This is a genomic window from Kineococcus anabasis (assembly GCF_054590795.1).
Window position 1 is genome coordinate 39,227 of sequence record NZ_BAAIHU010000016.1, and the last position, 11,724, is coordinate 50,950.

The 11,724-nt window shown below is 75.1% G+C and carries 11 protein-coding genes; 8 read left to right on the plus strand and 3 right to left on the minus strand.

Features of this window, described 5'->3' with window-relative positions:
* Positions 1 to 20: 20 nt before the first annotated feature.
* From ACYQBY_RS22015 to secA, 5 genes are all read left to right on the plus strand, one after another.
* A complete protein-coding gene (locus ACYQBY_RS22015; RefSeq protein WP_459646041.1) occupies positions 21 to 725 on the plus strand; it encodes a ComF family protein in 705 nt (234 codons plus the stop codon).
* Between the two features lie 226 nt (positions 726 to 951).
* On the plus strand, positions 952 to 1,677 hold the full coding sequence (gene hpf, locus ACYQBY_RS22020) for a ribosome hibernation-promoting factor, HPF/YfiA family (protein WP_459646042.1): 726 nt from the start codon (positions 952 to 954) through the stop codon (positions 1,675 to 1,677).
* Positions 1,678 to 1,741: 64 nt separating this feature from the next.
* On the plus strand, positions 1,742 to 2,452 hold the full coding sequence (locus ACYQBY_RS22025; protein WP_459646043.1) for a response regulator: 711 nt from the start codon (positions 1,742 to 1,744) through the stop codon (positions 2,450 to 2,452).
* Positions 2,449 to 3,681 carry a winged helix-turn-helix domain-containing protein gene (locus tag ACYQBY_RS22030; protein ID WP_459646055.1) on the plus strand — a complete coding sequence of 411 codons (1,233 nt, stop codon included), beginning with the start codon at positions 2,449 to 2,451 and terminating at the stop codon, positions 3,679 to 3,681. Before ACYQBY_RS22025 ends, ACYQBY_RS22030 begins: the two co-directional genes overlap by 4 nt.
* A gap of 67 nt (positions 3,682 to 3,748) precedes the next feature.
* Entirely contained in the window at positions 3,749 to 6,424 is a 2,676-nt protein-coding gene (gene secA, locus ACYQBY_RS22035) for a preprotein translocase subunit SecA (protein ID WP_459646044.1), read from the plus strand.
* Between the two features lie 90 nt (positions 6,425 to 6,514).
* Here secA and ACYQBY_RS22040 read toward each other — a convergent pair whose 3' ends face one another.
* Together ACYQBY_RS22040 and ACYQBY_RS22045 are read right to left on the minus strand one after the other, a co-directional pair.
* Positions 6,515 to 7,090, minus strand: a complete 576-nt coding sequence (locus tag ACYQBY_RS22040) for an Rv3235 family protein (protein ID WP_459646045.1) — start codon at positions 7,088 to 7,090, stop codon at positions 6,515 to 6,517.
* A gap of 127 nt (positions 7,091 to 7,217) precedes the next feature.
* A complete protein-coding gene (locus tag ACYQBY_RS22045; RefSeq protein WP_459646046.1) occupies positions 7,218 to 8,039 on the minus strand; it encodes a hypothetical protein in 822 nt (273 codons plus the stop codon).
* 269 nt (positions 8,040 to 8,308) lie between these two features.
* Between ACYQBY_RS22045 and ACYQBY_RS22050 the strand changes: the two genes are divergently transcribed.
* The gene (locus ACYQBY_RS22050; RefSeq protein WP_459646047.1) at positions 8,309 to 8,911 is read left to right on the plus strand and encodes a hypothetical protein; all 603 of its coding nucleotides are present in this window, start codon (positions 8,309 to 8,311) and stop codon (positions 8,909 to 8,911) included.
* A 12-nt stretch (positions 8,912 to 8,923) separates the two neighbouring features.
* Here the strand turns inward: ACYQBY_RS22050 and ACYQBY_RS22055 are convergent, their stop codons facing one another.
* The gene (locus tag ACYQBY_RS22055; protein ID WP_459646048.1) at positions 8,924 to 9,151 is read right to left on the minus strand and encodes a helix-turn-helix domain-containing protein; all 228 of its coding nucleotides are present in this window, start codon (positions 9,149 to 9,151) and stop codon (positions 8,924 to 8,926) included.
* Between the two features lie 178 nt (positions 9,152 to 9,329).
* On the opposite strand from ACYQBY_RS22055, the gene ACYQBY_RS22060 reads away from it, so the two are divergent.
* Both ACYQBY_RS22060 and ACYQBY_RS22065 read left to right on the plus strand, forming a co-directional pair.
* Positions 9,330 to 9,995, plus strand: a complete 666-nt coding sequence (locus ACYQBY_RS22060; protein WP_459646049.1) for a hypothetical protein — start codon at positions 9,330 to 9,332, stop codon at positions 9,993 to 9,995.
* Complete coding sequence (locus tag ACYQBY_RS22065; RefSeq protein ID WP_459646050.1) at positions 9,992 to 11,305, plus strand: AAA family ATPase; 1,314 nt, start codon at positions 9,992 to 9,994, stop codon at positions 11,303 to 11,305. Before ACYQBY_RS22060 ends, ACYQBY_RS22065 begins: the two co-directional genes overlap by 4 nt.
* The last annotated feature ends 419 nt before the right edge of the window (positions 11,306 to 11,724 follow it).

The following is an 11,724-nucleotide window of genomic DNA, read 5'->3' on the forward strand; positions in this document are numbered from 1 at the left end:
GCACCCGCCAGGCTCGGGGGGTGCGGGCGGGCAGGGGTGGACGGCTGGGGGGACGGCTGGGCGGGGCGCTGGGCGGGGCGGCGGACCTGGTGTGGGCGGCGGCCTGCGCCGGCTGCGGGCGGGCGGGCGTGCCCTGGTGCCCCGGGTGCCGCGCTGCGCTCGCGGAGGCGCCGGAGCAGGTGCTCACCGGGGGCGGGGCGGGGGCGGGCGTGCCGGTGCTGGCCGCCGCGGTGCACGCCGGGGCGGCCAGGGCGCTGCTCCTGGCGGTGAAGGAGGGCGGGCGCGCGGAGCTGCGGCCGGTGGCGGCGGAGCTGCTGGCGGGTGCCGTCGGGCGGGTGCACGACCTCTGCGCGCGGGCGGACCCGCTGGTGCTCGTCCCCGTGCCCTCCCGCTGGGCGAGCCGGCGGCGCCGGGGCGGCGACCTCGTCGCGGACCTCGCGGCGCGGGCGGCGGCGCTGGCGCGGGCCGAGGGCGGGCGGGTGCGCGTGGTGCGCGGCCTGCGGCTGCGGCGCAGGGTGGTGGACCAGGCGGCGCTGGACCGGGCGGCGCGGCAGGTGAACGTGGCGGGGGCGCTGCGCTGGGCGGGCCCGCCCCCGGACGGCCCGTGCGCCGTGCTGGACGACGTGGTCACCACGGGCGCCACGGCCCGGGAGGCGGTGCGGGCCCTGCGCGCGGCGGGCGCGGACGTGCGCGCCGTGGTGGCGCTCACGTGTGTCCCGAGGTGAGGCCGGTGCGGCTGGGGCGCGCTGGTCGCGAGTTCAGCAGGGATTCGTCCTGGGGTGGTCGCGTGGTCGCACGGTGGTCTAGCGTCGGTGCATGGCAGGCCCCTGCTGTCCCTCCCGCGCCGCGCTGGCCGGCGCCCGTCCGGGGAGGTGATGCCGAGCACGACGTGACGTCCCTGCGGCCGTAGCAGTTCCGCGGCGGCCGCGAGCGCTCGAACAGGAGGTTCCCGTGGAAGTTGTGGTCACCGGTCGCCGCATCGACGTCCCGGAGAGGTTCCGCCGGCACGTGGTGGAGAAGCTCGAGAAGGTCACCCACCTCGCTCCGCGCGCGCAGCGCGTCGACGTCGAGGTCTCCCACGAGCCGAACAAGCGGCAGGCCAGCAGTTGCGAGCGGGTGGAGATCACCGTCCGCGACAGAGGGCCCGTGATCCGCGCCGAGGCGTGCGCCGACGACCCGTACGGTGCCCTCGACCTGGCGATCGGCAAGCTCATGGAGCGGCTGCGCCGCGTGAGCGACCGCAAGAAGGTGCACCACGGCCGGCACGCGCCGAAGTCGGTGCGCGAGGCGACGTCGGGGCTGTCGGACGAGGCGCTGGCGGTGGCGGAGCGCCTCGCGGCGGCCGGCGCGAGCGACCTGGACGACGCGCCCGGTGCCGCCGGCGCGGGGGAGGACACCGCTGACGAGAGCCCGGTGGTGATCCGCGAGAAGGTGCACCTCGCCCACGCCATGACGCTGGACCAGGCGCTGTACGAGATGGAGCTCGTGGGGCACGACTTCTTCCTGTTCATGGATTCCGCCACCTCCCGCCCGAGCGTGGTGTACCGCCGCAAGGGCTGGACCTACGGCGTCATCGCGCTGGACCTGGCGGACGCGCCGGCCGCGGCCGGGGTCCTCGACGGCGGCGGGGTCGACGGCGCGGCCGCGCCGCACGCGGTGGAGGCGCTGACCAGCTGAGCCGGCGCCCGGGGACCGTCCGCCGCGGTGGCCGGTCCCCGGGCGGACCGCTCCGCCGCGTGCCATGATCGGCCGGTCCGACCGAGGGATGTCACCGAAGGGGGTGCACGTGCAGCCGATCCGCGTGCTGGTCGCCGACGACCACGCTCTGCACCGGCGGGGGCTGGAGATGGTGCTCTCCACGGAGGAGGACATCCAGATCGTCGGCGAGGCGGCCGACGGCGCCGAGGCCGTCCAGCGGGTGGAGGAACTGCTCCCGGACGTCGTGCTCATGGACGTGCGGATGCCGCGCACCTCCGGGATCGAGGCGTGCGCCCTGGTCAAGGCCAGCGCCCCCTCCACGAAGATCATCATGCTGACCAGCTCGGACGAGGAGGATGACCTCTTCGACGCCGTGCGCGCCGGTGCGAGCGGCTACCTGCTCAAGGACGTCCCCGCCGAGGAGGTCGCGGACGGCATCCGCGCCGTCGTGGGCGGGCAGTCCCTCATCAGCCCGGCGATGGCGGGGCTGCTGCTGGGGGAGTTCGCCGCGATGCGCCGCCGCGACGAGGAGCGGGAGCTGGGCGTGCGCTCGCCCCGCCTGACCCCCCGGGAGCTGGAGGTCCTGCGCCTGCTCTCGCGCGGCCTGGCGAACCGGGAGATCGCCTCGGAGCTGGTCATCAGCGAGAACACGGTGAAGAACCACGTCCGCAACATCCTCGAGAAGCTGCAGCTGCACTCGCGCATGGAGGCCGTGGTGTACGCGGTGCGGGAGAAGATCGTGGAGCTCAGCTGACCCGGTGGCTGTCGCTCGCGCAGGCCCGCCGGGCCGCGCTGGCCGCACAGGGCTTCTCCCGCCGCCGACCGGACCGCCCCGGCACCGCGCACCTGCAGCGTGTCGTCGAGCGGGTCGGCGTCGTGCAGATCGACTCCGTCAACGTCGTCTCCCGCAGCCACTACCTGCCCTTCTTCAGCCGGCTGGGCCCCTACGACCGCGACCTGCTGGACCGCGCGTGCGGCGCGCGCCCGCACCGGTTCGTGGAGTACTGGGCGCACGAGGCGTCCCTGGTGGCGCCCGCGACGCACCGCCTGCTGCGCTGGCGCATGGAGCGGGCCGCGCAGGACGCCTGGGGGAGCATGCGCAGCGTCGCGCGGGAGTCGCCGCAGCTGCTGGACGACGTGCTGGCCGCCGTCACCGGCCGGGGTGCGAGCACCGCGCGGGAGCTGGAGGCGCTGCTGGCGTCCGCGGCGGCGCCGGTGGAGCGGGAGCACTGGGGCTGGAACTGGTCGCAGGTGAAGCGGGCGTGCGAGCACCTGTTCTGGGCGGGGGCGCTGACCTCGGCCGGGCGCACCGCGCAGTTCGAGCGCCGCTACGACCTGCCCGCCCGGGTGCTGCCCGCGCACGTCCTGGCGGCGCCGGACCCCTCCCCGCAGGAGGCGGTGCGCGAGCTCGTGGCGCTGTCCGCCTCGGCGACGGGGGTGGCCACGGAGCCCACCCTGCGGGACTACTTCCGCCTGCGCCCGCAGCAGTCGCGCCAGGCGGTCGCGGAGCTGGTGGAGGCGGGGCGGCTGGAGCCGGTGCAGGTGCAGGGGTGGGCGCGGCCGGCGTACCTGTCCTCCGGCGCGGTGCTGCCGCGGGTGCGGGCCCGGGCGCTGCTGTCCCCGTTCGACTCCCTCGTCTGGCACCGGGAGCGCACCGAGCAGCTGTGGGGCTTCCGCTTCCGGCTGGAGGTCTACACCCCGGCCGCCGCGCGGGTCCACGGGTACTACGTGCTGCCGTTCCTGCTGGGCGAGCGGCTCGTGGCGCGGGTCGACCTCAAGGCGGACCGGGCCGCCGCGGGCGGGCGCGGGGTGCTGCGGGTGCGGGCGGCGTGGGCGGAGGCCTGCGCGCCGCCGGGCACGGCCGCGGAGCTGGCCGCGGAGCTGGCGCAGCTCGCCGCCTGGCTGGGCCTGGCCTCGACGTCCGTGGAGGCGGCCGGGGACCTCGCGCCGGCGCTGGCGGCGGAGGTCGCGGCGCTGCCGTGAGCAGGCAGCCGTGCCGGGCCGCACCCGCGGCGCCCGGCACGGGGCTCCCCGTCGTTAGAGTGGGTGCGTGGCTGCACTCCTGGAGAAGGTCCTCCGTGCCGGCGAAGGCCGGGTCCTCAAGCGTCTGCACCGCATCGCGGACCAGGTGAACACGCTCGAGGACGACTTCGTCGCGATGAGCGACGCCGAGCTGCGGGAGGAGACCGACCGCTTCAAGGCGCGGCTGGCGGACGGGGCGAGCCTGGACTCCCTGCTGCCGGAGGCGTTCGCCGCGGTGCGCGAGGCCGGGCGGCGCACCCTGGGCCACCGGCACTTCGACGTGCAGCTCATGGGTGGCGCGGCCCTGCACGACGGCAACATCGCCGAGATGCGCACCGGTGAGGGCAAGACGCTCGTGGCGACGGCGCCGGCGTACCTCAACGCCCTCACCGGCAAGGGCGTGCACGTCATCACGGTGAACGACTACCTCGCCGAGTACCAGAGCGACCTCATGGGCCGCGTCTACCGCTTCCTCGGCCTGACCAGCGGCTGCATCCTGTCCCGGATGCGGCCGGAGGAGCGCCGCCAGCAGTACGCCGCGGACATCACCTACGGCACCAACAACGAGTTCGGCTTCGACTACCTGCGCGACAACATGGCGTGGTCCTCGGCGGAGCTGGTGCAGCGCGGGCACAACTTCGCGATCGTCGACGAGGTCGACTCCATCCTCATCGACGAGGCGCGCACCCCGCTCATCATCTCGGGCCCGTCGGACCAGGCCACGAAGTGGTACGGCGAGTTCTCCAAGATCGTGCGCCAGCTGAAGCGCGACCGGGACTACGAGGTCGACGAGAAGAAGCGCACCATCGGCATCCTGGAGGCGGGCATCGAGCGGGTCGAGGACCTGCTCGGCATCGAGAACCTCTACGAGAGCGTGAACACCCCGCTCATCGGGTTCCTCAACAACGCCGTGAAGGCCAAGGAGCTGTTCAAGCGCGACAAGGACTACGTCGTCATGAACGGCGAGGTCATGATCGTGGACGAGCACACCGGCCGCATCCTCGCGGGCCGCCGCTACAACGAGGGCATGCACCAGGCCATCGAGGCCAAGGAGGGCGTGCCCATCCAGAACGAGAACCAGACGCTGGCGACGATCACGCTGCAGAACTTCTTCCGCATGTACGACAAGCTCTCCGGGATGACCGGTACGGCCATGACGGAGGCCGCGGAGTTCCACCAGATCTACAAGCTCGGTGTGGTCCCCATCCCCACGAACCGGCCGATGGTCCGCAAGGACCAGCCGGACCTCGTCTACAAGACGGAGGACGCGAAGTTCGACGCGGTCGTCGAGGACATCGCCGAGAAGCACGCCAGCGGCCAGCCCGTCCTCGTCGGCACCACGAGCGTGGAGAAGAGCGAGCACCTCTCCGCCCTGCTCACGGAGCGCGGTGTGCGGCACGAGGTGCTCAACGCCAAGCAGCACGAGAAGGAGGCGGGGATCGTCGCGCAGGCCGGCCGCAGGGGCGCGGTCACCGTCGCGACGAACATGGCCGGGCGCGGCACGGACATCATGCTCGGCGGCAACGCCGAGTTCATGGCCGTCGCCGCGCTCAAGGAGCGCGGCCTCGACCCGGAGGAGACGCCGGAGGAGTACGAGGCGGCCTGGCCGGAGGCCCTGGAGCAGGCCAAGGGGTCCGTGAAGGCCGCGCACGACGAGGTCAGGGACCTCGGCGGCCTGTACGTGCTCGGCACCGAGCGGCACGAGTCGCGCCGGATCGACAACCAGCTGCGCGGCCGCTCCGGCCGGCAGGGCGACCCGGGGGAGTCCCGCTTCTACCTCTCCCTGACCGACGACCTGATGCGGCTGTTCAACGCCGGGCTCGTGGAGGCGTTCCTGACCCGCGCCGGCATCCCGGACGACGTGCCGATCGAGTCGAAGATGGTGACCCGCGCCATCCAGAGCGCCCAGTCGCAGGTCGAGGGCCGCAACTTCGAGATCCGCAAGAACGTCCTGAAGTACGACGACGTCCTCAACCGCCAGCGCGAGGTCATCTACGCCGAGCGCCGCCGCGTCCTGGAGGGGGCGGACCTGCACGAGCAGGTGCGCCACTTCATCGACGACGTGGTGACCGGCTACGTGCACGAGGCGACGGCGACCGGTTTCGCCGAGGACTGGGACCTCGAGAAGCTGTGGACGGCGCTGCGGGCCCTGTACCCGGTGTCCATCTCGATCGAGGAGGTCGTCGAGGCCGTCGGCGGCCGCGGCAACCTCAGCACCGAGACGCTCACCGAGGAGCTGCGCTCGGACGCCCAGCACTGCTACGACGAGCGCGAGGCGTCGCTCGGCGCGGAGGTCGTGCGCGAGCTGGAGCGCCGCGTGATCCTCTCCGTGCTGGACCGCAAGTGGCGCGAGCACCTCTACGAGATGGACTACCTCCAGGAGGGGATCGGCCTGCGCGCGATGGCGCAGCGCGACCCGCTCGTGGAGTACCAGCGGGAGGGCTACACCCTCTTCCAGGCGATGACCGAGGCCATCAAGGAGGAATCGGTCGGGTTCCTGTTCAACCTGGAGGTCCAGGCGCAGCCCGGTGTCGGCGAGGCGCCCGAGGTCCGCACGGGCCTGGAGCCGAAGAGGGTTCCGCTGCAGTACATCGCCCCCACCGCCGAGGGCGACGTGGAGGTGCACTCCGGCGACGCGAGCAGCACCGACGCCGAGGTCGGCAACCGGGCGCAGCGCCGGGCGCGGCAGCGCCAGGGCGACTGAGCCGCGGCCCGTCGCCCCGGGGGTCCCGTTCGCCGGGTCCCCTCCCGAGGTCCCGGCCCGAGGGGCTCCCGCCGTCGCGGCGGGGGCCCCTCAGGCCGTCTCGAGGGCGGTGACGCGCCAGCGGCCGTCCCAGCCCTCCATGCGCAGGGCGATGGCGCGGACCCTGCCGGAGTCGACGACGACGGCGGAGGTCTCCACGACCCCGTCCCGCGGCACGCAGGTGCGCACGGACAGCACGGCCGGCAGGCGCCGGGGGCCCCCCGGGCGGCGCACCCGTGCGCTGAGGGCGGCGCGCTTCTGCAGGGTGGAGTAGACCTCGGTGGAGCTCCACCGCAGCAGCTGCGTGGTGGGGCGCTTCCCGTCGAGGACCTCCAGCAGCACCTGCACGTAGCGCCGGCCCCACTGCTGCGCCTCGGGGAGGTCGCTGCTCGTGGTGGGCCGCGGCGCGGCGAAGGACTCGTCGAGGCCCGTGCGGCGGGGGTTCTTCAGGTTGAGGGCGAGGACGCCCTGACCGGGGCCGACGTGCGGCGCGGTGGAGGTCACGGCGCCGGGCTCGCCGGCGAACGGCGGTTCGCACACGGGCATGGGCAGCCGGCGAAGCCTCGAGCCGGAGTGCTCGGCGTCGTCGTGGTCGGTGCTCTCGTGGCGGTCGGCGGAGATGGTCACGGTTGCCTCCTCGCAGTGGGTCGTGCCGGGGTGGTTCGTGCAGCGGTTTCTCGTGCAGCGGTTTCTCGTGCAGCGGTTTCTCGTGCAGCGGTTTCTCGTGCGGGGGGTGCCGGGCGGTCGCGGTGGCTCAGTACCGGGCGGGGACCCGGAGGACCTGTCCCGGCAGGAGGACGTCGGGGTCGGCGCCGATGACGGCCCGGTTGGCGGCCCACCAGCGCTGCACCTCCGCGGCGACGGTGCGCTCGGCGGGGTGTGCGTCCCCGGAGGCGGTCAGGTGTGCGGTGACCAGCGACCAGAGGCTGTCGCCGCGCAGGACGACCACCGTGCCGCCCGTGCCGCCGGCCGTCTCGGTGCTCACGCCCGACCACCCGGGTGGGACGGCCGCGGGCACGGCGGTGGACGCAGGCGCGGGCACGGCGGCGGACGCAGCCCTGGGACGCGGCGCGGTCCGGGCGCGCGGCCCCGGTGCCCGCTCGCGCGTCTCCGCCGGCACGGCCCGCTCGGCGGGGAGGGGTGCAGCGGCCCGCTCGGCGGGGAGGGGTGCAGCGGCCCGCTCGGCGGGGAGGAAGGCGACGGCGGCCCATCCCGGCTCGGCGGGTGCGGCGTTGGCCGCAGCCGCGCCGGCGCCGAGCGTGAGGCCCACGGTGGCCGCCACGAGGCGGCGCACCAGCGCGGGGGAGAGCGTGCGCTCCCACCGGGTGGCACGCCGCCCGCGGGTGAGGGTGGCGGTGGCGCTGATCGCGACGACGAGTGCGAGCCAGCCGAGGACGACCACGCAGGCGGTGGCGCTGCCGGCGGTGACCAGGTCCTCCAGGGGGGCGGCGCCGGCCGCCGTGGCTCGCAGGGCGGGTGCCCCCGCGAGCGCCACGCCGGCGGCTGCGCCGAGGGGCGCCGCGGTGAGGACGGCAGCGGTCGCCAGTCCTGCGAGGCGGTGGGCGGCGTCGGCCACGGGAACTCCCAGTCGGGTACAAGAGGTGTCACCAGGCGGCAGGTGATGCCGTTTGGTGTCGTTTGATGCACTTTCGTACCGGACGGCTCACCGCGAGGGACAGCTTCGGCGGCCAGCTCCGCCCGATCGGCTGTCCGTTCCGACGCTGTGTCACGACAGGAGGGCTCACCGCAGGCGAATGTGGGAGCGCCGCGGTGGGGGAGCGCCGCGGTGGGGGAGCGCCTCGGGTGCGCACGCCGCGAGGGCGTCGCCGCCCCTAGCCTCGGACCGTGCGCTGGGAGGAGCTGTTCGCCGACGTGGCCGGCCGGTGGGCCGAGCACGAGCGCCTGGAGCACGAGGCGGAGGTCGCGGACCGGCTCCGCGCCGAGAGGGCCCGGGTCCGACTGGTGGACCGGTTGCGGGCCGCGGGAGGGCGCCCGGTCGAGCTGCACCTGAGCGCGGGCCCGCCGGTGCGGGGGGAGGTGCTCGACTGCGCCCCGCAGTGGGTGCTGCTGGCGGTGGCGCCGGGGGTGACGGGAGGCGGTGCGGCGGGCCGCGTCCTCGTGGTCCTCGACGCGGTGCTGGCCGCACGCGGGGTGCCCTCGCACGCGGCGGGACCGCCCTCACAGGTGCAGGAGCGCCGGGGGCTCGCGTCGGTGCTGAGGTCGCTCGCGGTCGGCCGTCACCCGGTCCGCGTCCGCACGACGCTGCCCGAGGGCGCCCTCGGTGCCGGTGGCACGCTGCACGGCACCCTCGAGCGGGTCGGCGCCGACCACGTGGACGTCGTGCAGCACGGCAGGGACGAGCTGCCGGGGCGGGCGGGACCCGTCACCACGATCGCCCTGAGGGCCCTCGTGGCGGTGTCCGACGCCGGCGGCGAGTGGTGGGGGTGAGCACGGTGCGGCTCAGTCCGCGCGCAGGCCTGCCGTCGAGGTCTGACCCGTGGTCATGGCCTCGGTCTCGGCGTACATGCGTGCGATGTACGCCTCGAGCTTGCTCTCCTCCACGCGCCACTGCCCGCGGCCACCGACCTTGATCGCCGGGAGTTCACCCGAGCGGACCAGCGCGTAGGCCTGGGCGGAGGAGATCGCCAGCATCTCGGCGACGTCGGCCAGGGGGAGGAAGCGGGGCATCGACGCACCTCCTCACGCTCGTCGGGCTCTGCCTGCCGGTTCGAGCGCTCATGAAACCACGGTCGGCGGACCGGCCGGACGGGACGGTCGCGCCTGTGGACGGCGGGCCGGGCGCCGGCGCTGCGCGACCCACCATGGGGGCCAGCACGTGCCGGGACGTCGTCCACCGGAGGCCCTCATGACCCTTCCCCCACCCCGAGCCACGAGGCTGCGCGCGCCGTCCTGGCGCGATCCGCGTCTGCTCGTCGGCCTGTCCCTGGTGCTCGGCTCCGTCGTGCTCGGCGCGCGCGTGGTGGCCACCGCGGACCGGACGGTGCCGGTCTGGGCCGTGGTGGGACCCGTGGCGGCCGGGCAGAGCATCGGCGCCGGGAACCTGCGGGTCGCCGAGGTCCGCCTGGGCGAGGACGTCCAGCGTGCCTACCTGCCCGCCTCGGCGGCTCCGGCGACCGACTGGGTCGCCCTGCGCACCGTCGCCGCGGGTGAGCTCCTCCCCCGGGCGTCCGTCGGCCGTGCAGCGGACCTGGCGGCGCGGCCGGTGTCCCTCCCCCTGGACTCGCTGCCGGCCGGTGTCGCGGTGGGCGGTCAGGTGGACGTCTGGACGACCGGCGCGGTCGTGGAGGGGCGGGCGGACCTGCCGGGGACCGCTCCGGCCGGACCCGAGCAGCTCCTGGCCGGTGTGGAGGTGTCCGCCGTGTCCAGCGCGGGCGCGGGTCTCGGCACGCGCCGCTCCGCCGACGTGCAGGTGCTCGTCCCCGCCGGGCGCCTGCCCGGGCTGCTGACGTCGCTGGCGTCGGGAACGCAGCTCGTCGTGGTCCCCGTCCCCGGGACGGGGGCGGGCGCGTGAGCGTCCCGGTCCTCGTCGCCGTCCCCGGCGGCGGGGAGGCCGCCCTGGTGTCCGGGTGGGAGGCCTGCCGGCGGGACGTCGTCGTGGCGCGCCGGTGCGCCGACGTCGCCGAGCTGCTCGCCGCGGCCGGAGCCGGCCTGGGGAGGGCGGCCGTCGTCGGGGCCGACCTGCCCGGTCTCGACGCCGAGGCCGTGGCACGTCTCGCGGCGGACGGCCTCGTCGTCGTCGCGCTCGTCCCGGACGGCGAGGAGGCGCTCGAGCGCCGCACCCGGCAGCTGGGCGTCCCGCAGGTCGTCCCGGCCGCGACGGAGCCGGCGACCGTGGCCTCGCTGGTCGTGGAGGCGGTGCTCGCCGAGCGCTCGGCGCGGCTCGGCGGTCCGGCCCTGTCCAGACCCGTGGCGCACACCCCCGTGACGCACACCCACGGGACGCCCCCGGATCCCTCGCCGGTGGTGGGTGACCCCGCCTCCGGGCGCGTCGTCACCGTGTGGGGACCGGCCGGCTCGACGGGCCGGACCACGATCGCGGTCAACGTCGCCGCGGAGCTGGCCCACGCAGGGGAGCGGGTGCTGCTCGTCGACGCCGACACCTACGGCGCCTCCGTGGCCCTGGTGCTCGGTGTGCTGGACGAGGCTCCCAGTCTCCTGGCGGCGGTGCGTGCCGCGACGGACGGGCGCTGGGACGTCCCGGCGCTCGAGCGGACGGCCGCGCAGGTGCAGCCCGGCCTGCGCATCCTCACGGGTGCCGTGACACCGCGACGCTGGCACGAGGTACGTCCGGCAGGCTTGCACCGCGTCCTGGACGTCGCCCGGGCCGCGGTGGACTGGATCGTCGTCGACGTCGCCTCGTGCGCAGAGCAGGACGAGGAGGGCCTGTACGACGTGCCGGTGCTCCGCCGCAACGCCGCCACGCTCACCGCGCTGGCGGCGGCGGACGTCGTCGTGGTCGTGGGGGCCGGCGACCCCGTGGGTCTGCAGCGCATGGTCACCGGCTGGCAGGACCTGCCGGCCCTCGCCCCGGACGCGGTGCCGCTCGCGGTGGCCAACCGCGTCCGCAGCTCCGCGGTGGGTCGCGCTCCCGAGCGTCAGGTCAGGGCGGCCCTCCAGCGCTTCGCGGGGATCGAGGACCCGGTCCTCGTCCCCGAGGACGGCGCCGCGTGCGACGCCGCTCTCCTGGTCGGGCGGACGCTGGCGGAGGGCGCGCCCAGGTCCGCGGCCCGACGCGCCGTCGCCCAGCTCGCCGAACGGGTCCGGGCCGCCCCGGTGCGCACGGCCGGGCGGTCCCACGACGGCACCAGCCTCGCCGGATGACGTTGCGGCACAACGTGATGGCTCGTCGAACCGGACCTGGTTTGACCCTCACCGCGCCGCCGCGTTAACGTTCTTCCTGTCGCCAGGACACGGCGGAGGAAGCCCCGGAAAGACCTCGGGGCGGACCTCGCCAGGGTGCTCGGCGGCCGGCGCGAACAGCGCATCCCCTGTGATCGACGATCACGCAGGCAGGCCCTCGCGGGCTCGCCGGGCGGGTCCGGAGCAGGCCGGGGTGCTGGTAGTGTTGGAGACGTCAGCCGGTGCGGCGGGCGGATCGGGGCCGGGTTTGCTGGTTGTGGTCTGCTGGTTGGGCTGGTTATGATGTGAAGGTTGCCTCCTTGGCTGCTGCTCTTCGGGGTGGTGGGTGGGTGTGCGTCCGATGTTTGAGAACTCAACAGTGTGCCGAATGTCGATGCCAA

Coding starts and splice junctions, on each gene's coding strand:
- ACYQBY_RS22025 (WP_459646043.1), top strand. CDS start 1,742: ATGATCGGCCGGTCCGACCGAGGGATGTCACCGAAGGGGGTGCACGTG.
- ACYQBY_RS22060 (WP_459646049.1), top strand. CDS start 9,330: ATGACCCTTCCCCCACCCCGAGCCACGAGGCTGCGCGCGCCGTCCTGG.
- ACYQBY_RS22055 (WP_459646048.1), bottom strand. CDS start 9,151: ATGCCCCGCTTCCTCCCCCTGGCCGACGTCGCCGAGATGCTGGCGATC.